The following is a 20,599-nucleotide window of genomic DNA, read 5'->3' as shown; positions in this document are numbered from 1 at the left end:
ATAAACAAAAATAGCGAGCTAATGCCCGCTATCTTCAAAGATAATTATTCTGCTTTTTCAACGCGCAATACATCAAGTTCTGCTTTCTCAAAGGCTTCATTATCCAATTTTCCATAAATTTTCACTTTATCCTTTGACTCTACATTTAAACCATTCCAAACGCGTTTTTTGATTTCAATCTTGATTTGCCCTGTCCCATCAGTAAACCAAAATTCATCGTCATCAATTTGTTGTGTAATATTACCCACCAAAGTAATCATTGAATTATCAGCCGCAGATAAAGCTTGTTTTACGCTAATTGCAGCAGGGGCTGTTTGTTGAAAACCACCTTGACTATTATTGCCATTAAAACCAGCAAATGCTGAAGTGGTTGCTAATGCGAAGATTGTTGCTAATGCAAATTTTTTCATGACGTTTCCTTTTTAAGTTAGTTAATTTCAAGCACCATTGCTTGGATGTGTGTATTAAAACAAATAAATCTTAATAAAAGATTAAGAGGACTATACTTTTTTGGTAAGACTTTATCAAGGCAATTTCGCGACCACTGCATAGCCTTCAATTAAGCCGTCCACTTCATAAGAAGCATTTGCAGTAATAAAAGCAGCCTCGCCTTGTTTCAATGAAAGTGCGGTCGTTTCTGAGCGTAAATTTAACTGCCCTTTCATTACTAATAAAATACTCGCACTTTGTGCTTTTAAATGATGTGTTTCGCCACATTCATATTGAATATTTTGCAAAGCGAAATCTTGCGCAGGCGTAGCATAAGTAAATATACGCGCGTCTTGAGGTGCCGACGGGATAATTTTAGGCTCCACTTCACGGCAATCGACAATTTTAAGCAATTCTGGAATATCAACATATTTAGGCGTTAAACCACCTCGAATTACATTATCTGAACAAGCCATCAATTCAATATTTTGCCCACGCAAATAAGCGTGTGGAATGCCAGCATCTTGGTAAATTCCCTCGCCTTTTTTGAGATGTACAATATTAAACAAATAGAAACAAATTAAACCTGCATCTAATTTATCTAAAGAAATATTCATCGCATCAATAGTGTAAAGCACCCAATAATCTGGATTAATTAAATCAAGATTGTTAGCCTCATAAGCTGCTTGATTCTCTAACAGAATTGGGGAAAACCATTGGTACAATAGCGTTTGATCTGCCTACATAATATCAGCATAAAAATCAGGTAAATCTTGTTCCTGCAATTTTTTTGCAAGCTTCTATAATATCCGATTTATTTTTAAAACCATGCAACAACCAGAAATCAGATAAAGCAATCATCATTTCAGGTTTATGATTGTTATCTTTATAAGTACGTGTTGATGCTTTTAAATCAATGCCTTTCGCATTTTCTTCCGCAAAACCTATTTCAGCTTGCGTTTTTGTTGGATGAAGTTGAATGGAAAGAGGTTGGGCGACATCAAGAATTTTTAATAAATAGGTAATTCATCAGCAGGAATATTCAGTAATTCTGGAATATATTGATGCCCTCCCCATACGTAATTTTGGAGTGAGCCTGTAAGTTTATAGATCATTATTTATTTCTATTTTAACTAACGTAATTTTTTACTGTGTAACCGTGGGTAGGTATACCCACGGTTAATTATAGTAGTTCCCCTTTGGGGAACTTTAGATTACCCCAATGGGGTAGCATTGAGATTAACCTAGGGTATACCTACCCTAGGCAATTTGTCTTCCCCTAGATTATTTATTTAACCGCAGGTAACTATAATAAATAAAAAATCCGCACAAAGGCGGACTTTTTTTACCGTAAACAAATTATTTCTTTAAGGCTAATACCACTGATTCTCCAGCCACTACTTCGCCTGATTTTTTTACGATACAAGAAATTTCGTCCATGTTTGAAATTACGATTGGTGTTAAGACAGATTTTGCTTTTGATTCTAATAGCACAAGATCAAATTCAATCACGGTATCGCCACGCTTAACAGATTGACCTTCTTGTGCAATACGAGTAAAGCCTTCACCTTTCAACTCAACAGTATCAATACCAAAGTGTACAAATAATTCTACCCCTTCTTTTGATTCCATTGAAAAAGCGTGATTGGTTTCAAAAATTTTACCAATCACACCATCCACTGGCGCAACGATTTTGTTACCAATAGGACGAACAGCAACACCATCGCCAACGATTTTTTCAGAGAAAACCACATCAGGAACATCTTCAATATTAACGATCTCGCCAGAGATCGGTGCATAAATTTCAACTTCCACAGATTTGTTTTCTTTTGAACCAAATAACTTGTCAAATAAGCCCATTTTAATCTCCTATCCATTCAAGATGGCTGCTATTTTAACGTAAAATCAAATACTTTTGTTTAATTTAATGAATTTTCCAGCAAAAATTCTTCAATTAATTGATCAATTTCTGCAGCGGTCGGTTTTTGTAATGCGGCATCAGCAAGCGCTTTTGCATCTTGGAAATTTACATTACGGATTAATTTTTTAATGCGAGGTACAGAAATCGCACTCATGCTAAATTCATCTAATCCCATACCAAGTAACAATAAAGTCGCGCGTTCATCCCCTGCTAATTCCCCACACATTCCCGTCCATTTTCCTTCTGTGTGAGAAGCATCAATCACTTGTTTAATTAAACCAAGCACTGAAGGGTGCATTGGATTATAAAGATGGGAAATAAACTCATTACCGCGATCTACAGCCAAAGTATATTGGGTTAAATCGTTAGTACCGATACTAAAGAAATCTACTTCTTTTGCTAAAAATTTTGCATTTACCGCGGCAGAGGGGGTTTCGACCATTACCCCAACTTGGATATTATTATCAAACAGTCTCCCCTCTTCACGTAATTCCGCTTTTAATGTTTCAATAACCGCTTTTAATTCCCGAATTTCTTCTACAGAAATAATCATCGGAAACATCACCGCCAATTTACCAAACGCTGAAGCACGCAACACCGCACGTAATTGTGCATTTAAAATTTCACGGCGATCTAATGCAATGCGAATCGCACGCCATCCCAAGAATGGATTCATTTCTTTTGGTAAATCTAAATATGAAAGCTCTTTATCGCCACCAATATCCATAGTACGAAGCACGGTTAAACGTCCGTTCATTGCTTCTACCACTTGTTTATAGGCAATAAATTGTTCTTCTTCTGTGGGAAGCTGTTCACGATCCATAAATAAGAATTCAGTTCGGTATAGCCCAATCCCTTCCGCTCCATTACGTTCTGCGCCGTCACAATCACGAATCGTCCCGATATTCGCAACCACATCAACCTTATGTCCATCTAATGTGATTGCAGGAAGATCTTTTAATTTAGCTAACTCTGCTTTTTCCTCAGAAATTTTCGCTTCAAGTGCTTTTAATTCATCAATCTGAGATGCTGTTGGGTTAATATAAACTTGGTTATTGATAGCATCTAAAATTAAATAATCGCCCGTATTGACTAATTTAGTCACTTTATTTGTGCCGACAATCGCTGGCAATTCTAAAGAACGCGCCATAATAGAAGTATGTGAGGTTCTACCACCAATATCAGTGACAACCCCTAATACTTTTTCAAGATTAAGTTGAGCTGTTTCTGAGGGAGTCAGATCATAAGCAACAAGAATAGATTCTTCCTGAATATCACCAAGATCAACAATGTACATTCCCAAAATATTTTTAACTAAACGGTTAGCAATATCCCGAATATCGCCTGCACGTTCTTTCAAATATTCATCATCAATTTCAGATAACATTGTCACTTGTTGATCTAAAATTTTACTCGCCGCAACGCCTGCATTCACTTTATTTGAACGAAGATAATCAAGAATTTCTTCTTCTAATTCTTCATCCTCAAGAATCATCAAGTGACCTTCAAAGATTGCCGCTTTTTCTTCGCCTAAAGAAATTAATGCACGTTCTCTAATTGAATTAAGTTGTTCTACCGCCGCAGCACGTCCTTCGTAAAACCGAGCGACTTCTGCGTCAATTTGATCATCAGTAATTTTTTGTGTATCAAGAACAATCTTTTCTTCTTTAAGAACAAGTGCCTTACCAAAGGCAATACCTGGGGATGCGAGAATGCCAGAAATCATAGATACCTTCCGAAACAATTAACAAAGTAATAAATAAACAATAGCCATAAAATTTCACAATTTTATGGCTAAGTAAGAATTATTCTAAAGTTGGAATTAACGCGACTAAATGTTCAACTGCCTGTTGCTCGTCTTCTCCATCAGCAGAAATGGTAAGTGTTGTTCCCTGCGTTAAAGCTAATGTTTGCAACTTAAATAAGCTCTTTGCACTTGCACTTTTCCCCCCAGAGGTTACTGTAATTTCAGAAGAAAATGCTTTCGCTTCTTTCACAAATTGTGCAGCAGGGCGCGTGTGTAAACCGTTTGACGCAATAATTTCCACATCTTTTGAATACATAATGCTACCTCGACTAATCAATAATTAAAAATATAAAACCAGAAAATTGCCCTAGTATCCTTTTTCAAAGCAAAATAATCAAGAATAAACACTAAAAAGCCTGAATTAAATCATAAAAATAAGCTAAATAGTTTATTTATTATTCACAATCTCAATCGTTAAACTAATGAAAAATGACGTTGTGATTTTGTTTCACTTAAACTTTCAATTAATCGATGATAGTTATCATAACGAACAGGCGAAATTTTGCCTTGCTCAACGGCTTCACGCAACGCACATCCGGGGTCGCTCAAATGTTTACAATCACGGAATTTACAGGTGCCCAAAACATATTGAAATTCTCGATAGCCTTTTGTGATTTGCTCGGCATCTAAATGCCAAAGCCCAAATTCTCTAATTCCGGGCGAATCAATTAAATTACCGCCTTGTGGCAAATGGTAAAGACGTGACGATGTCGTGGTATGCTGCCCTAACCCTGATGTTTCGCTCACATCTCCTACTTGAGCGTTTACGCTAGGCAAAATATGATTAATTAAACTCGATTTACCAACACCAGATTGCCCAACAAAAATCGCCGTGCCTTGTGCCAAAAGTGCGGTCAATTTTTCCATATTTTCACCGCTCTTTGCTGAAATCATTAAAATTTCATAGCCAATATCTTGGTAAATTTTAAGTTGTTCTTCAATTTCTTGACGCTGTTCCTGCGTCAATAAATCCACTTTATTCAAAACAATGAGAGGCGTAATTCCCGCAATTTCACACACAACAAGATAACGATCGATAATATTTAAGGAAAGCGTTGGCAATACTGCTGATACAATAATAATACGATCAATATTCGCCGCGATGGGTTTCAAACCATCATAATAATCAGGGCGGGAAATTTCATTTTCTCGAGGGTGAATCGCCTCAATCACGCCGCTCACACCTTGTAATTGTTCATTACCTTTACGCCAAACAACTTTATCTCCCACCACCAAACTCGACAAAGTACGACGCAAATTACAACGATAAATTTCGCCTTGTTCATTTTCGACATCTGCGTGAATAGAATAACGTGTGACCACAACGCCTTCTTGCGATTCGCCCAGCATTTCATCTGACCATTCAATGTCTTTTTTCTTATGGCGATGTAATGTTTTCGCATTATTTGATTGAATTCTTCGAGTTTGGTTTTGAGTTAATTTACGTTTAGCCATAAAAGTGCGGTCGTTTTTTCCCTTGTTTTTGGTAAAATGAAAAAAATTTTTGCATAGGATACCTGATATTATGTCATTCGATAAACAAAATCTTATTTGGATTGATTTAGAAATGACCGGTTTAGAACCGGAAAAAGAACGTATTATTGAAATTGCGACTATTATGACAGATAAAAATTTAAATATTTTGGCAGAGGGCCCAGTATTAGCGGTTCATCAGCCTGATGAATTACTCAATAAAATGAATGATTGGTGCCAAAAAACGCATAGTGAAAACGGCTTAATTGAACGCGTAAAAGCCAGCAAACTTACCGAACGAGCAGCAGAATTACAAACCTTAGACTTTTTAAAAAAATGGGTGCCAAAAGGTTCGTCGCCAATTTGCGGTAACAGCATTGCCCAAGATAAACGCTTCTTAGTGAAATATATGCCAGATTTAGCCGATTATTTTCATTATCGTCATTTAGACGTGAGCACATTAAAAGAACTTGCAGCACGTTGGAAACCTGAAATTTTAGAAGGCTTTAAAAAAGAGAATACGCATTTAGCGCTAGATGACATTCGAGAATCCATTAAAGAGCTGGCTTATTATCGCAAACACTTCATGAAATTAGATTGACGAAAACTTCAACAAAAAATTTCTTTTTATGAAATTGCCCTTGCAAGCCCTAAAAATATTTGTATAATGTGGGCTCATTCACTGATGTGAACTGCGGGAATAGCTCAGTTGGTAGAGCACGACCTTGCCAAGGTCGGGGTCGCGAGTTCGAGCCTCGTTTCCCGCTCCAAATTTCAATCCCTAGGCAAAAGGCTGGGGATTTGTTCTATCTACAAAAATAGATCACCAAAATGTTAATTAAAAAGTGCTGTGAATTTTCTCAAAAAATAAAGGCTTGTGATTTAATAACACAAGCCTTTATTTTTTTATGCTTTCTTCAACCGTTTGGCACGACGTTTCATTCTTCTTACCCAACGGGTAATTCGCCATGCATGCGTAATTGAATAGACATAAAGGAAAAATAAAATGAAAAAGCCAACAAACATCGCCCACTCATTCACATAATAAACTTCCCCTAAAATACCGATAGTTGCACAAACTGCAGAAACAAACGTAATCAATAAAAAGGCTTGTCTTGATGTTAAACCCGCTCTTACCATTAAATGATGAACATGTAAACGATCTGGACGGAATGGGCTTTTACCTTTACGTACACGGCGATAAATAATCGCAACCATATCAATCAAAGGAATCGCAATAATCCAAAGTGCGGTTACTGGATTCATCGGATGCCCTTTTCCTTGCGTACTCAATAACAAAATCCAAATAATGGTAAAGCCAATTAATGTGCTCCCAGCATCCCCCATAAACACCTTATATTTTGGTCCAAATGGAATCCCTAGATTGAGCATCAAATAAGGTAAAATCGATACGATTAAAGCAAAACTCCAATGCGCCATATCCATTTGCCCATCTCGATACATTAAAATACCAATCGCCGCAAAAGAAACACAAGAGAGTCCCCCAAGCAATCCATCAATACCATCAATCATATTAAAGGCATTAATAATCGCAATAGTAGCAAAAACGGTAATAATCAAACCAATTGAACCGAGCGTTAATTGGAAAGGCCCTAAAATTTGACCAAGATGATCAAGATAAATATTCCCAAGATCGATCATTAAAATCGCCAATATTGCTTGAATGCCTGCTCTTAAAAAAGGGCTAATATCAAAGCGATCATCTAAAATCCCAATCGCCAATAAAACAAAAATACTGAACAAATAAAGATACGGTAATCGAAGTTGATCCCATTCCATCAAATAATAGCAAAGATTTCCAACAAAAAGCGATACGCCACCGATTAGTGGAATTGTGCCTTGATGACGTTTACGATAGTTTGGCTTATCAACTAATCCAATCCAATTGGCAAGTGGTCGCATCACAATCAATGTTAAAAATGCACCAAGAAAAGTAACAAAAATACTCAGCATAGTGTGACCCTAAAATTTTTTGTAAAGGATAACATAAGGCAAATTTACCTAGAAATATATTTTTATAAAAAGGACTATCCAATATTTCGATACAGCACGTTACGTAATATTTCTCTTTGTTGAGAATCCAGAGCTTGCCCAAATTGGTTCGTCAAAATAAAAAAATCCTCGGCTTTTTCGCCTACGGTGGTAATTTTCGCATTTAATAAATTTAGATTTAACTCAGTAAAAATCTGGCTCACTTGGGCTAATAAACCGGGTTTATCCAAGGCAACCAGTTCCATTTCAGTATGTTCTTTTTTGTTTTCATGTAAAAAACGCACGTCGGTTTGTACAATAAAATGTTGAAGCTGACGATTCGGCGTAATAGAAAGTGCGGGCAATTTTTCACTTTGAAGGGCTAATGTTAGAGCTTGCTCTAGTTCTCGGCGACGATCAAATTCCACTAATTCACCGTTAAGTTCTGTGATGATAAAGCTATCAAAAACATAACCATCTTGTGTCGTAATAATCTGCGCATCGTGGATACTGAATTTTTTTGCGCCAATGGTACTCACCACTTTATTAAATAAGTGCGGTTGATCTTGGCAATAAATAAACACTTCCGTGCCGCCAAGTGAAAAGCGATTACTAATTTTCACTAATAATGCCTCAACGAAATCCACCAGCAAACTTGTATGCCACGCAATTTGTTTTGGCGTATTACGCACAAAATAATCTTCTGGACAACGAGTCCATAATTTCTCAATAGAGATTGGTGCAATATCGGAATAATCCTGCGTTAAAATTTGCTGTGCAAGTTTTCGGTTTTCTGCCGATTTTTCTGAATAATCAAGCAATTCTTTCATGCCTTGTGAAAATTGCCGTCCTGTAAATTCATATAAAGAGGCAAAAAGCGAACGTTTCCAGCTATTCCATAAATTACCATTGGTTGCACAAATATCTGCCACCGTTAAACAGGTCAGATAATCTAATCGAACTTGATTTTGCACGGCTTCCGCAAAATTCATGACGACTTCAGGATCATGAATATCACGGCGTTGTGCCGTAATTGACATCAGCAAATGGGATTGAACTAGCCAAGCAAGGGTATCAATTTCTCGACGATCTAAACCATGTAATTGCGCAAAGTCTGCCACATCTTCTACGCCAAGTTCTGCGTGATCACCGCCCCGCCCTTTTGCAATATCGTGGAACAACGCCGCAATATAAAGCAAAGTGCGGTCAGAAAGTTGGCTAAAAATTCGATGAGCAATGGGGTGTTCTTGCGCACTTTCCTGTGACAGAAAACTTTCCAATTTCAACATCACGCGCAATGTATGCTCATCCACCGTATAAATATGGAATAAATCAAATTGCATTAAACCTTCAATAGCTTGCCATTGCGGAAGATACGCAGTTAATACGCCATATTGGTGCATCGGCATAAACGCACGCTTAATCGCATTAGGTTGATTAAACAAACGTAGAAATTTTTCTCGAGCAGCAGGAATTTCGCATAATTTTTGTGATAATTGATCTAAGGAAATTTGTAATTGACGTAAGGTATCAGAATGAATATCCGCCTGCTTGTACTGCGTTAAATAAAAGAATAGATCTAAAATTCGCGCTGGTTTTTCTTGAAAAACACGACTATTACGCAAACATAAACATTGATTAATCAGTTGAAAATCATCGTCTAATTGGTCAATCACAGTAGCCTTATTTGATGAAAGCACATTTTCTCGATAATGCTGAATCAGCAAATTACTAATCAGCGAAATTCGGTGCAATGCTTGGAAAAAACATTTCATCATTTTTTCCACAGCTGGATTGCCTTCCCCTCGAAAGCCCAACAATTCACTAACTTTAATTTGGCGATCAAACAACAGACGATTATCGTAACGTTTCAAAATCAAATGCAAAGCGAACCGCACTTTAAATAAAAATGCACGACTTTCTTGTAGTTGCTGATATTCTTGAGGATAAATAAAACCACTTTGTAAAATGGCCTCAAGGGTCAAAGCCCCCGAATGACGCAACGCCACCCAATACAACAAATGCAAATCACGCAAGCCACCAGGGCTGTACTTAATATCTGGCTCAAGGTTATAAGCCGTATTGTGATAACGCTGATAACGTTCTATTTGCTCTTGCACTTTGGCATTAAAAAAATCTTCTTTCGACCAAAAATCAGCACGTTTTACCAATTCATTTAGCGCATCAAAGTGCGGTCGATTTCCAGTGAGAAATCTTGCTTCTAATAAATTGGTGGCAATCGTAATATCTTGTTTTCCTTCCGATTCGCATTGTGCTAAGGTTCGAACACTATTTCCCACCTCAAAGCCACAATCCCATAAAAATTGGATAAATTGAGTAATTTTTTCTTCAATCTCAGGGCTTGGGGTTTGCTCGACTAAAATCAAAAAATCTAAATCCGACAAAGGAAACATCTCACGCCGTCCATAACCGCCCACCGCAATTAAAGAAATGCCTTGCTGTTCACTTAATTCTATTTCCTGCCAAAGTTGAATCAATAAGGCATCATAAAAATCACTGCGATTTTCAATAAGCTCAAAAATGGAATAACAAGAAAAATTCTCGAGCTCAAATTGCTTGAGATTTTCTCGCTCAATTTTGACCGCACTTGGCGTTAAAGGAGAAGATAGTGTCGGAGAAAACAACATATGAATTGCCTTTTATTAGATCGAAGTCGTTTTATTATAAAGAAAAACAAAAAGGGCGTATATCTACGCCCTTATCTTATAATTTAATGTCAATTACACATTCACCATAATCCGCGAAATTCGCCCTTCTGCAATTTCTTCATCGCGAATAGTCATCACTTCACAACCAGTTTCGGTGACAACAAGTTGATGTTCATATTGTGCTGAATGGCTGCGATCTTTGGTTTTTACTGTCCAACCATCTCCCATTACGCGCACTTCTTTTTTGCCCGCGTTAATCATTGGCTCAATGGTAAACACCATTCCGGGTTTTAAAATTACACCGCCATCATCGGCGTAATAATGCAATACTTGAGGTTCGCAGTGAAATTCCGTACCAACGCCGTGTCCGCAATATTCACGCACAACGCTGAAAGTTTGGCTTTCCGTATATTTTTGCACGGCTTTACCTATTTCATTTAAACGAATATCGGGTTTTACAGTGCGTATCCCAACATATAATGCCTCTTGTGCCGCTTCCACTAACTTTTTACTACGAATATTTGTTTCTCCGCCCACGATATACATTTTTGAGTTATCGCCAAAATAACCGTCTTTAATCACGGTAACATCAATATTCACAATATCGCCATTTTTTAACACTTTATCATCACTTGGAATACCGTGACAAACGACTTCGTTAATGGAAATACAGGTCGCCTTTGGGAAACCGTGATAATTCAAACAAGCAGGAATAACCTTTTGTTCATTTACCATATATTCATGGCAAATGCGATCAAGTTCACCTGTAGTTACACCTGCTTTTACGTAAGGTTCAATCATCACCAGCACATCCGAAGCCAATTTGCAGGCCTCACGCAGTTTTACAATTTCTTTTTCAGTTCTAATTGGAATAGCCATTTTTATCTCACTTTTTTGAAAAAACTTTGCGAGATTATAGCACGATTTCTAGGAAAAAACTGGATTACACTTGAATGGAGTAAAGGGTTATTAGATAATGGCGGGATTGAAATTTTAGGAAAGTAGGAAATAGTTATGATAGATGATATTGCGGTGCCACTGACATTTACTGATGCAGCGGCAAATAAAGTAAAAAGTTTAATCAGCGAAGAAGAAAATACTGATTTGAAATTACGCGTGTATATCACAGGGGGTGGTTGCAGCGGTTTCCAATATGGTTTTACCTTTGATGAAAAAGTCAATGACGGCGATTTAACCATTGAAAAATCAGGGGTTCAACTTGTGATTGACCCGATGAGCTTACAGTATTTAATCGGCGGTACAGTCGATTATACTGAGGGTTTAGAGGGTTCACGTTTTACTGTAAATAATCCAAATGCCACCAGCACTTGTGGCTGTGGTTCATCCTTTAGTATCTAAGATGGATTTTCAATTTACACATTATCAAGGCAATGTATCCGTCAAATGTTCGATGGAACACATTGCCCTTGCTAACTGGTTCAACACAGAAGTGCGGTCAAATTCAGACAAGATTTTAACCGCACTTTCCACTGCAAAATCACTTATTGAAAATCAAGAAAAAGTCTTAGTCGGTGCGGAATATACGTTATTTTTAAATGCTGATGAAGTAATGGTGCGCGCCAACAATCTCGCCATTGAATCAGATGAAATTTTAGAACAAGATTTCCATTATTATGATGAAGAAAGCCTTGCTTTTTGCGGTACGCAAGATTTTATTCATTTTCTCCAATCTTATGTTGATTTTATTGCTTAACTCACTATGACTTCTCAACACTCCGCTAAAAAATCATCGAAAAACACGCCAAAAAATAACCGCACTTTTAAAGGTTTTTTACTTAAATTTAGCTTCACTGCACTTGTCTTAACGATTTTTTACGGCGGTTATCTCGATTGGCAAATTCGTTCTAAAATGGACGGTCAAATTTGGCATTTGCCTGCGGAAGTTTATAGTCGATTAGAAAGTGTGAAAATTGCCGATAATCTCGCTTTTGATGAAGTCATTCAAATTTTATTAGATAACGAATATCGCCAAACCACAATGGTTGCTGCCCCTGGCGATTTCAAATTAGAAGATGATAGCATTGTAGTGCTTCGCCGCGCTTTTCCTTTCCCCGATAAAGCAGAACCTCAGCGAGTTTTACGCTTGCGTTTTAGCCATAATAAATTATCTCGCATTGAAGATTTAGTCACAGTCAAAACTGTTGATGAATTTCGTCTTGCACCAAAGTTGATTGCGATGTTGCAATCAGACAACGAAGATCGCCTTGCTATTCCTTTGCAAAATTATCCCCGTTTATTAATTGATACATTAATTTTAACGGAAGATCGCCGCTTTTATGAACATAATGGCATTAATCCAGTGGGGATTTTACGTGCATTAATTGCCAATATTCGTGCAGGTCAAACGGTACAGGGCGGCAGTACACTCACTCAACAATTAGTCAAAAATTTATTTTTATCACGCGAACGCACCATTACACGCAAAGCTAACGAAGCCTTGATGTCATTGGTGTTAGATTGGCGTTACGATAAAAACCGAATTCTCGAAACCTATCTCAATGAAATTTATCTCGGGCAAAATGGCGATACGCAAATTCACGGTTTTGAATTAGCCAGCCAATTTTATTTTGGTCGTTCGATTCGTGAAATTAGCTTAGATCAAATTGCCCTTTTAGTGGGGATGGTCAAAGGCCCTTCACTTTATAATCCGTGGCGTAATCCGCAAAACGCGCTCGAACGTCGCAACATTGTTTTAAAGCTAATGCTTGAACATAAAATGATCGGCGATGAACTTTATCAATTATTAAGTCAGCGACCTTTAGGTGTGCAAAAGAAAGGGCAAATCTCGCGTAAATATCCTGCGTTTATTCAAACTTTACAAGCAGATTTACGCCGTGAACTGGGCGAACACAAAATATCCAGTTTACTTGGTGCACGTATTTTTTCCACAATGGATTTAAAACAACAAGCTCAAGCAGAAAATGCAGTGGTCAATACCGTTTCGCAATTACAACTGAAAATGAAAAATCCCCATTTAGAGGGAGCGATGATTATAACGGATTATCGCACAGGCGAAATTCGTGCAGTAGTTGGCGGTTTACAAACGCAATATGCAGGCTTTAATCGTGCATTAATGGCAAAACGTCAGATTGGTTCTTTAGTAAAACCTTCTATTTATTTGACCGCACTTTCTAACCCAGAACAGTTCCGTTTGAATACCCCAATTAATAACCAACCAATAACAATTAATGTCAAAGGTAGCCCGCCGTGGCAGCCACGCAACTATGACAAAAAATATAGTGATTCAGTAATGTTAATGGATGCCTTAGCCCGTTCTTTAAATATTCCCACTGTAAATATTGGTATGAAAGTTGGCTTGAGCAAAGTCATTGACACGCAAAAAGCGATGGGCTGGGACAACGTGGAAATTCCTAAAGTGCCTGCGATGTTGCTCGGTTCTTATAGCATTTCGCCTTATGATGTCACAAAACTTTATCAAACCCTTGCCAATCAAGGTGGGAGAATTGCGCTTACAACCGTCGATAGTATTGCAGATCGTCAAGGTAACCTAATTTTTCAACACGATAAAAGTGCAAAACAAGTGGTGCCACAAGAAGCGGCATTCCAAACCTTATTTGCAATGCAACAAACTGTTGAACGTGGTACAGCTCGCAGTTTGCAAAAGGATTACGCTGATTTACATTTAGCAGGCAAAACAGGCACAACCAATGAATCACGCGATACGTGGTTTGTGGGAATTGACGGAAAAAATATCAGCACCGTCTGGCTTGGTCGCGATGATAATGGCGAAACAAAACTGACTGGTGCTTCTGGCGCATTGCAAATTTATAAAGATTATTTAAACCGTACAAATATTGAAAAATTAACAATTACTCCCCCTACAACAGTGAAATGGGTGGGGATAAATCAATACGGTGACTGGGATTGTGAGAGTTATCGAACAATTCCTGTTTGGCTAAATAATCGTCAGAATTTCTGTGGCGAAACATCATCTCCCTCTCTCACGCCAACAACTGAAACAGAAACACCACCACAAGAAAGCCTGTGGGACGTATTGGATAATCCCAATCCACCCGCTCAATAATTAAGCCATAGGATTTACTAAATTTCCAATAATAAACATTTTCCCCCTATACTTCCCCTAACATTTCAGAGGATTTTTATTTCTTTTTAAAAAATAGCAAACGTTTGCTTTATTTGATTTAAAAGTGCGGTACAATACGCGCCAGTTTTTACTTTCATACAGGTGCAAAACGATGACACAACAACTCCCCATTTTAAGTCTAAAAAAAATCTATTCAGGCAAAGTACGCGATCTCTATGAAATCGATGATAAACGCATGCTAATGGTTGCTTCTGACCGCTTATCTGCCTTTGATGTTATTTTAGATGATCCCATTCCACGAAAAGGCGAAATCCTAACTCAAATTTCCAATTTTTGGTTTAATAAACTTGCTCACATTATGCCCAATCATTTCACTGGCGACAGCGTTTATGATGTGTTACCAAAAGAAGAAGCGGATTTAATCAGAGATCGCGCCGTCGTGTGTAAACGTTTGAATCCCATTAAAATTGAATCTATCGCACGTGGTTATTTAACTGGCAGTGGTTTAAAAGATTACAAACAAACTGGTACTATCTGCGGATTAAAATTACCTGAAGGCTTGGTGGAAGCGAGTAAATTACCCGAAGCTATTTTCACGCCATCAAGCAAAGAAGAAGTTGGCAACCACGATATAAATATCAGCTATGCAGAATGCGAAAAACTTATCGGGGCTGATTTAGCCGCACAAGTAAAAGAAAAAGCTATCGCACTTTATACCGTGGCTGCAGAATATGCACTGACTAAAGGGATTATTATTTGTGACACAAAATTTGAATTTGGTTTAGATGAAAATGGCACGCTTACCTTAATGGATGAAGTATTAACACCAGACTCTAGCCGTTTTTGGTCTGTGGATACTTACCAAGCAGGAACAAATCCCCCATCATTCGATAAACAATTTGTGCGCGATTGGTTAGAAAATAGCGGCTGGAATAAACAAGCTCCCGCACCAAAAGTGCCAGAAAATATTATTCAGAAAACCGTTGATAAATATCAAGAAGCACTGGATTTATTAACAAAATGAAAATTAGGATTTTTTATGCACAAAGCTAAATAAAGATTTTTGCTTTTAATGCACAAAACACTAGACAAAGAGGAAAAGTGCGGTTATACTCTATCGAATTTTTATTCATAAAAATCGATTATTTATTCAATTCTAATTATTAGTAAGGAAAATATATGTCAAATACTATTCTACAGAATTTACCTAAAGGACAAAAAGTAGGGATCGCTTTCTCTGGTGGTTTAGACACTAGCGCAGCATTACTTTGGATGCGTCAAAAAGGCGCAGTGCCTTATGCCTACACCGCTAATTTAGGGCAACCCGATGAAGATGATTACAATGCAATCCCTAAAAAAGCCATGGCGTATGGTGCAGAAAATGCTCGCTTAATTGATTGTCGCGCTCAGCTTGCTCACGAGGGAATTGCCGCAATTCAATGTGGCGCATTCCATATTTCTACAGGCGGAATTCCTTATTTCAACACGACTCCACTTGGTCGCGCCGTTACGGGAACAATGCTTGTTGCAGCAATGAAAGAAGATGATGTAAACATTTGGGGCGACGGCTCCACTTTCAAAGGGAATGATATTGAGCGTTTCTATCGTTATGGTTTATTAACGAACCCAAATTTAAAAATCTATAAACCTTGGTTAGATGCACAATTTATTGAAGAACTTGGCGGTCGTTTAGAAATGTCTCAATTCCTTATCGAAAATGGTTTTGACTATAAAATGTCCGTTGAAAAAGCCTATTCCACTGATTCCAATATGCTCGGTGCAACCCATGAAGCAAAAGACTTAGAACAATTAAGCACAGGAATGAAAATTGTTAAGCCGATTATGGGTGTCGCATTTTGGGATGAAAAGGTTGAAATTAAACCTGAAACAGTCACCGTCACTTTTGAAGAAGGTGTCCCTGTGGCATTAAATGGTAAACGTTTTGATAATGCAGTTGATATTATTCTGGAAGCCAATCGTATCGGTGGTCGTCATGGTTTAGGAATGTCAGACCAAATCGAAAATCGTATTATTGAAGCCAAATCTCGTGGTATTTATGAAGCACCAGGGATGGCATTATTACATATCGCTTACGAACGTTTAGTCACAGGTATTCACAATGAAGATACCATCGAACAATATCGTATTAATGGCATCCGTTTAGGCCGTTTGTTATACCAAGGTCGTTGGTTTGATCCGCAAGCATTAATGTTGCGTGAAACAGCACAACGTTGGGTGGCAAAAGCAATTACAGGCACAGTAACCCTTGAACTTCGTCGTGGTAACGACTTCACAATTTTAAATACCGAATCGCCAAACTTAACCTACGAAGCAGAGCGTTTAAGTATGGAAAAAGTGGAAGATGCGCCATTTGATCCAATTGATCGTATCGGTCAATTAACAATGCGTAATTTAGATGTATCAGACACCCGAGGTAAACTTGGCATCTATGCACAAACAGGTTTATTAAGCGCAATTAAAGATTCCGTATTGCCACAATTAGGCAAAAAATAAATAATAAAATCTGCATTTCAATGACTGATATTTAACATCATGAAATGCAGATTCTTTCACAAAATATTAGTTAGCTAAAAAAACTAGAAATATAAGAAATAATCGTTTTTCCACTTAATATTGCCATAATAATCACAACAAACCAGCCTGAAAAAGCTAAAAAAACAGGGTGTTTATAAGTGCCAACAATATCACTTCTGTAAGCAGCTAACAAAATTAATGCCAATGCAATTGGCAATATTAAGCCATTTAATGTTCCCACAAAGACTAATACCGCAGCAGGTTTTCCCACAGTGACTAAAACAACAGTAGAAATCACAATAAAAGCAATAATCCAACGATTACGATTGCGTTCAATGGTTGGACAAAGGGTCGTTAAGAAAGAAACTGAAGTATAAGCCGCACCAATAACAGATGTGACAGACGCAGCCCAAATAACCACTCCAAATAACACTTGACCAAAATTGCCTGCTACATATTCAAAAGGCGTTTCAGCTGGATTTTTAGGATTAAGAGACACACCTTTTGAGACCACACCAAGCACCGCAAGAAATAATACAACACGCATTGTTGAAGCAATTAAAATGGCTGAAACAGAACTACGGCTCACTTCAGCCATTGCTTTTTCGCCTTGAATGCCCGCATCTAATAAACGATGCGCGCCTGCAAAAGTAATATAACCGCCTACGGTTCCCCCCACTAATGTAACAATAGCAATAGGATCAATTTGTTCTGGAATAAAGGAATGATACGCTGCTTCAGCCACAGGTGGTTCAGTTTTAAACATTACATAAAATGTGAGCGCAACCATAATAAAGCCCATTAATTGCGCAAAACGATCCATTAATAAGCCTGCTTCTTTACGCAAAAAAATCAAAATAGCAATAATACCGCTAATCACTGCGCCTATTTCTGGTGCTATGCCAAAAATAGAATTTAAACCAAGCCCCGCACCGCCAACATTACCAATGTTAAAAGCCAGTCCGCCCATCACAATCAGTGCAGCAAGAAAATACCCTGCTTTCGGAAAAACCGCATTAGAAATATCTTGCGCACGTTTGCCAGACACAATAACAATTCGCCAAATATTAAGTTGAGCACCAATATCTAACAAAATTGATAATAAAATAACAAAGCCAAAACTTGCTAATAAAGTATTGGTAAAGGTTGCAGTTTGAGTTAAAAACCCAGGACCAATAGCGGATGTCGCCATTAAGAAAGCCGCCCCTAAAACCGCATTTCGTCTGTGAGTAATTGATGCCATAAAGCACCTCCATTGTTAAGTTGATGTTATGTGTTTATTCGGCTTATGCCGTTATTTTGATATGATTTTTTTCTAATTCTTCCACAATGCGTTTAGCAAATTGCAAAGAATGTTGATTATCGCCGTGTAAGCAAATACTTTCTGCTTTTACAGGCACGAGGCTTCCATCAATGGCATTGACTTGCCCCTTTGTTACCATTTGTAACACTTGTTGAATAGCTTCCTTATCAGATTTTACCATTGCATTTGGTTGAGAACGAGGCACTAAACTCCCATCAGGCATATAATGTCGATCGGCAAACACTTCAGAAATAGTTTGCAACCCTTCTTCCTCTGCGATACGCAACATTAAACTACCCGCTAACCCCATTAATTTCAAATTCGGATCAAATTGATAAACAGTTTGTGCAATTACACGCGCTATTTTTTCATCTTTTGCCGCTTGGTTATATAACGCACCGTGAGGCTTAACATAACTAATTACCGCCCCCTCGCCATCACAAATCGCTTTTAATGCACCTAATTGATAACGCAAATGTGCGATTAATTCCTGTAAAGACAACGCCATTGCCGTACGACCAAAATTTTCTCGATCAGGAAAACTAGGGTGCGCACCAATACGCACCTTATTTTCTTTCGCAAATTTGACCGCACTTTGCATTTCCTTTGCGCCCCCAGCGTGTAAGCCACAGGCAATATTTGCAGAAGAAAGCAACTGCAACAAACTTTCATCAAAAGGAAAACCCTCTGCAATATCTGCATTTAAATCAATTTTTTTCATCAACAATTCTCCTAATTTGATCAAGGTATATTTCATTTTTACGGCGTAATTTAGCAGCCTCTTGTAAGCTAACCGCTTCAAATTTAATCGTTGAACCTAAACGCACCTGTGCCAAAGCCCCAAGATCGGCATCAATCACATTAGCAATTTTAGGATAACCGCCTGTGGTTTGCGCATCCGCCATCAAAATAATAGGCTGACCACTTGGTGGAACTTGCACACTACCAAACTGAATGGCGTGAGATAGCATTTCCAACGGCTGCTTTAATTCTAATGTCTGACCTTGAAAACGATAACCCATACGATCACTATTACTTTGCAACGTCCATTCATTTCGCCACCAATAATATTGGGATTTTCGTTTAAACGCCTGATATTCAGAAGATGGCAAAGCACGAATAACATCACTAAGCGGAATCGGCGCAACACCAATTTCGCTACGCAAAATATGATCATTTGCCGTTTGTAGCTGATCGCCTGCCTGCAAACAACGTCCCTCAATGCCCCCTATTTTCGCTCTTAAATCCGTGCTACAAGAATTCAATGCTTGAGGCAAAACAAAACCGCCTTGAACACATAAATAACCATACATTCCAATTTTTGCACGGGTCATTTTTAATATTTGACCGGCACGTGCTTGATAACGCCAATAAGCAAAAACAGGCTTATCATCTAACGTCATTTCATAAAAAGCACCTGTCACACAAAAATTCATATCTTGCTGAAATTGCAATGTAATGCCACCTAAAGGCACTTCAATGGCAGGAACGTTCTCTGCATTGCCCAATAAAATATTGCCTGCACGTAAGGCTAATTTATCCATTGCCCCACAATGGCTAATACCAAATCGGCGTAAACCAAAACGTCCTAAATCTTGAATAGTCGCACGGGATTGCACATCAAGCACATCAATCATAGTTCAATCCCCTCCACAATAAATTTCACAGTATCGCCAGCTTGTAATAAGGTTGGTTGTGCTTGATTTTTATCAAAAAGTGCTTGCTTAGTATAACCGATCAACTGCCACCCACCTGGCGAAGCAAAAGGATAAATCCCCGTTTGCGCGCCCCCAATACCAACAGAACCAGCAGGAACAACCGTTCTTGGCGTGGCACGGCGTGGCGTGTGTACGTTTTCAGGTAAACCACCCAAATAAGGAAAGCCTGCTTGGAAACCAATCATATACACAGTATAAATAGGCTCACTGTGCATCTGAATAATCCGCTCTGGTGTCGTGTGATGAAATTTTGCGACATCGGATAAATCCTGACCTCGCTCTCCCCCATAAATAACAGGAATTTCAATATGGCGTCCTTGAAAATCCGATACTTTCAATTCAGCCCAAAGTTGTTCTAAACGTTGCACAAGCTGCTTAAAATCCACGAAAAAATCGGTAAAAACCGTAAGATTATTCATTCCCAAGACAACTTCTACAATATCTTGTTCTGATTGCAATTGACGAGCAAACGCCCATAATTGGCGTTGTTGTTGAATGGAAGCTGGGGGTGGCAAAGAGCAAACCACCGCCGACTCACTGATCGGAACGATATTCATAATATACCCTTTATATGATGTTATGTAATTTGTTATTTTTTTGTTACAGATCTCTTTTAAAGGATATTTATAGGTTTTGTCAAGTCTTTATTTTCATCTTTTAATTCA

General features: G+C 38.1%; 18 protein-coding genes, 1 tRNA gene and 1 pseudogene. 7 read left to right on the top strand and 13 right to left on the bottom strand.

Going from position 1 to position 20,599, the window contains the following annotated elements:
• Positions 1–44: 44 nt before the first annotated feature.
• The 6 genes and pseudogenes from K6J66_RS05600 to rsgA form a co-directional block, all read right to left on the bottom strand.
• Positions 45–410 (bottom strand): YgiW/YdeI family stress tolerance OB fold protein, encoded by a 366-nt coding sequence (locus K6J66_RS05600; RefSeq protein ID WP_038439658.1) that lies wholly within the window; start codon positions 408–410, stop codon positions 45–47.
• Positions 411–524: 114 nt separating this feature from the next.
• Positions 525–1,544: pseudogene (manA, locus tag K6J66_RS05595) on the bottom strand (mannose-6-phosphate isomerase, class I).
• A 244-nt stretch (positions 1,545–1,788) separates the two neighbouring features.
• Complete coding sequence (gene crr / locus K6J66_RS05590; protein ID WP_038439657.1) at positions 1,789–2,289, bottom strand: PTS glucose transporter subunit IIA; 501 nt, start codon at positions 2,287–2,289, stop codon at positions 1,789–1,791.
• Between the two features lie 59 nt (positions 2,290–2,348).
• Positions 2,349–4,076 carry a phosphoenolpyruvate-protein phosphotransferase PtsI gene (gene ptsI, locus K6J66_RS05585; RefSeq protein WP_038439656.1) on the bottom strand — a complete coding sequence of 576 codons (1,728 nt, stop codon included), beginning with the start codon at positions 4,074–4,076 and terminating at the stop codon, positions 2,349–2,351.
• Between the two features lie 79 nt (positions 4,077–4,155).
• Entirely contained in the window at positions 4,156–4,413 is a 258-nt protein-coding gene (locus tag K6J66_RS05580; RefSeq protein ID WP_038439655.1) for an HPr family phosphocarrier protein, read from the bottom strand.
• A gap of 158 nt (positions 4,414–4,571) precedes the next feature.
• The gene (gene rsgA, locus K6J66_RS05575; protein ID WP_038439654.1) at positions 4,572–5,612 is read right to left on the bottom strand and encodes a small ribosomal subunit biogenesis GTPase RsgA; all 1,041 of its coding nucleotides are present in this window, start codon (positions 5,610–5,612) and stop codon (positions 4,572–4,574) included.
• Between the two features lie 70 nt (positions 5,613–5,682).
• Between rsgA and orn the strand changes: the two genes are divergently transcribed.
• The gene (orn, locus tag K6J66_RS05570) at positions 5,683–6,231 is read left to right on the top strand and encodes an oligoribonuclease (protein WP_038439653.1); all 549 of its coding nucleotides are present in this window, start codon (positions 5,683–5,685) and stop codon (positions 6,229–6,231) included.
• 93 nt (positions 6,232–6,324) lie between these two features.
• Positions 6,325–6,400, top strand: a tRNA-Gly gene (locus K6J66_RS05565).
• 136 nt (positions 6,401–6,536) lie between these two features.
• Here the strand turns inward: K6J66_RS05565 and wecA are convergent.
• The 3 genes from wecA to map all read right to left on the bottom strand — a co-directional run bounded on the left by wecA (position 6,537) and on the right by map (position 11,170).
• Positions 6,537–7,604, bottom strand: a complete 1,068-nt coding sequence (gene wecA / locus K6J66_RS05560) for a UDP-N-acetylglucosamine--undecaprenyl-phosphate N-acetylglucosaminephosphotransferase (protein WP_005688044.1) — start codon at positions 7,602–7,604, stop codon at positions 6,537–6,539.
• Between the two features lie 74 nt (positions 7,605–7,678).
• Positions 7,679–10,270 carry a bifunctional uridylyltransferase/uridylyl-removing protein GlnD gene (gene glnD, locus K6J66_RS05555; RefSeq protein WP_038439652.1) on the bottom strand — a complete coding sequence of 864 codons (2,592 nt, stop codon included), beginning with the start codon at positions 10,268–10,270 and terminating at the stop codon, positions 7,679–7,681.
• A gap of 93 nt (positions 10,271–10,363) precedes the next feature.
• Positions 10,364–11,170: a type I methionyl aminopeptidase gene (gene map, locus K6J66_RS05550; protein ID WP_005649958.1), complete on the bottom strand. Its 807-nt coding sequence runs from the start codon at positions 11,168–11,170 to the stop codon at positions 10,364–10,366.
• 135 nt (positions 11,171–11,305) lie between these two features.
• Here map and erpA point away from each other — a divergent pair, with 135 nt between their 5' ends.
• From erpA to argG, 5 genes are all read left to right on the top strand, one after another.
• The gene (erpA, locus tag K6J66_RS05545) at positions 11,306–11,650 is read left to right on the top strand and encodes an iron-sulfur cluster insertion protein ErpA (protein ID WP_005654936.1); all 345 of its coding nucleotides are present in this window, start codon (positions 11,306–11,308) and stop codon (positions 11,648–11,650) included.
• Between the two features lies 1 nt (position 11,651).
• Positions 11,652–12,005: a YacL family protein gene (locus tag K6J66_RS05540; protein WP_011272764.1), complete on the top strand. Its 354-nt coding sequence runs from the start codon at positions 11,652–11,654 to the stop codon at positions 12,003–12,005.
• Between the two features lie 6 nt (positions 12,006–12,011).
• Positions 12,012–14,357 carry a penicillin-binding protein 1B gene (mrcB, locus tag K6J66_RS05535; protein ID WP_110442627.1) on the top strand — a complete coding sequence of 782 codons (2,346 nt, stop codon included), beginning with the start codon at positions 12,012–12,014 and terminating at the stop codon, positions 14,355–14,357.
• Between the two features lie 172 nt (positions 14,358–14,529).
• Complete coding sequence (locus tag K6J66_RS05530) at positions 14,530–15,402, top strand: phosphoribosylaminoimidazolesuccinocarboxamide synthase (RefSeq protein WP_038439647.1); 873 nt, start codon at positions 14,530–14,532, stop codon at positions 15,400–15,402.
• Positions 15,403–15,557: 155 nt separating this feature from the next.
• Entirely contained in the window at positions 15,558–16,892 is a 1,335-nt protein-coding gene (gene argG, locus K6J66_RS05525) for an argininosuccinate synthase (protein WP_005658289.1), read from the top strand.
• Between the two features lie 70 nt (positions 16,893–16,962).
• On the opposite strand, the gene K6J66_RS05520 is transcribed toward argG, so the two are convergent.
• The 4 genes from K6J66_RS05520 to pxpB are packed head-to-tail and all read right to left on the bottom strand — an operon-like array spanning position 16,963 to position 20,491.
• Positions 16,963–18,156, bottom strand: coding sequence for an NRAMP family divalent metal transporter (locus tag K6J66_RS05520; protein WP_038439646.1), 1,194 nt, complete (start codon positions 18,154–18,156; stop codon positions 16,963–16,965).
• 43 nt (positions 18,157–18,199) lie between these two features.
• Positions 18,200–18,937, bottom strand: coding sequence for a 5-oxoprolinase subunit PxpA (pxpA, locus tag K6J66_RS05515; protein ID WP_038439645.1), 738 nt, complete (start codon positions 18,935–18,937; stop codon positions 18,200–18,202).
• Complete coding sequence (locus K6J66_RS05510; RefSeq protein ID WP_038439644.1) at positions 18,924–19,853, bottom strand: 5-oxoprolinase subunit C family protein; 930 nt, start codon at positions 19,851–19,853, stop codon at positions 18,924–18,926. The genes pxpA and K6J66_RS05510 overlap by 14 nt, the downstream gene beginning before the upstream one ends.
• Complete coding sequence (pxpB, locus tag K6J66_RS05505; RefSeq protein WP_110442626.1) at positions 19,850–20,491, bottom strand: 5-oxoprolinase subunit PxpB; 642 nt, start codon at positions 20,489–20,491, stop codon at positions 19,850–19,852. The genes K6J66_RS05510 and pxpB overlap by 4 nt, the downstream gene beginning before the upstream one ends.
• Positions 20,492–20,599: the final 108 nt, after the last annotated feature.

This window comes from Haemophilus influenzae (assembly GCF_019703545.1).
GTDB lineage: Bacteria > Pseudomonadota > Gammaproteobacteria > Enterobacterales > Pasteurellaceae > Haemophilus > Haemophilus influenzae_E.
Note: the sequence above shows the minus strand (reverse complement) of the source record. Positions and strands in the feature narration are given on the sequence as shown.

Coding starts and splice junctions, on each gene's coding strand:
- erpA (WP_005654936.1), top strand. CDS start 11,306: ATGATAGATGATATTGCGGTGCCACTGACATTTACTGATGCAGCGGCA.
- pxpA (WP_038439645.1), bottom strand. CDS start 18,937: ATGAAAAAAATTGATTTAAATGCAGATATTGCAGAGGGTTTTCCTTTT.
- orn (WP_038439653.1), top strand. CDS start 5,683: ATGTCATTCGATAAACAAAATCTTATTTGGATTGATTTAGAAATGACC.
- K6J66_RS05600 (WP_038439658.1), bottom strand. CDS start 410: ATGAAAAAATTTGCATTAGCAACAATCTTCGCATTAGCAACCACTTCA.
- K6J66_RS05580 (WP_038439655.1), bottom strand. CDS start 4,413: ATGTATTCAAAAGATGTGGAAATTATTGCGTCAAACGGTTTACACACG.
- pxpB (WP_110442626.1), bottom strand. CDS start 20,491: ATGAATATCGTTCCGATCAGTGAGTCGGCGGTGGTTTGCTCTTTGCCA.
- mrcB (WP_110442627.1), top strand. CDS start 12,012: ATGACTTCTCAACACTCCGCTAAAAAATCATCGAAAAACACGCCAAAA.
- K6J66_RS05510 (WP_038439644.1), bottom strand. CDS start 19,853: ATGATTGATGTGCTTGATGTGCAATCCCGTGCGACTATTCAAGATTTA.
- K6J66_RS05540 (WP_011272764.1), top strand. CDS start 11,652: ATGGATTTTCAATTTACACATTATCAAGGCAATGTATCCGTCAAATGT.
- rsgA (WP_038439654.1), bottom strand. CDS start 5,612: ATGGCTAAACGTAAATTAACTCAAAACCAAACTCGAAGAATTCAATCA.
- K6J66_RS05530 (WP_038439647.1), top strand. CDS start 14,530: ATGACACAACAACTCCCCATTTTAAGTCTAAAAAAAATCTATTCAGGC.
- map (WP_005649958.1), bottom strand. CDS start 11,170: ATGGCTATTCCAATTAGAACTGAAAAAGAAATTGTAAAACTGCGTGAG.
- K6J66_RS05520 (WP_038439646.1), bottom strand. CDS start 18,156: ATGGCATCAATTACTCACAGACGAAATGCGGTTTTAGGGGCGGCTTTC.
- wecA (WP_005688044.1), bottom strand. CDS start 7,604: ATGCTGAGTATTTTTGTTACTTTTCTTGGTGCATTTTTAACATTGATT.
- glnD (WP_038439652.1), bottom strand. CDS start 10,270: ATGTTGTTTTCTCCGACACTATCTTCTCCTTTAACGCCAAGTGCGGTC.
- argG (WP_005658289.1), top strand. CDS start 15,558: ATGTCAAATACTATTCTACAGAATTTACCTAAAGGACAAAAAGTAGGG.
- crr (WP_038439657.1), bottom strand. CDS start 2,289: ATGGGCTTATTTGACAAGTTATTTGGTTCAAAAGAAAACAAATCTGTG.
- ptsI (WP_038439656.1), bottom strand. CDS start 4,076: ATGATTTCTGGCATTCTCGCATCCCCAGGTATTGCCTTTGGTAAGGCA.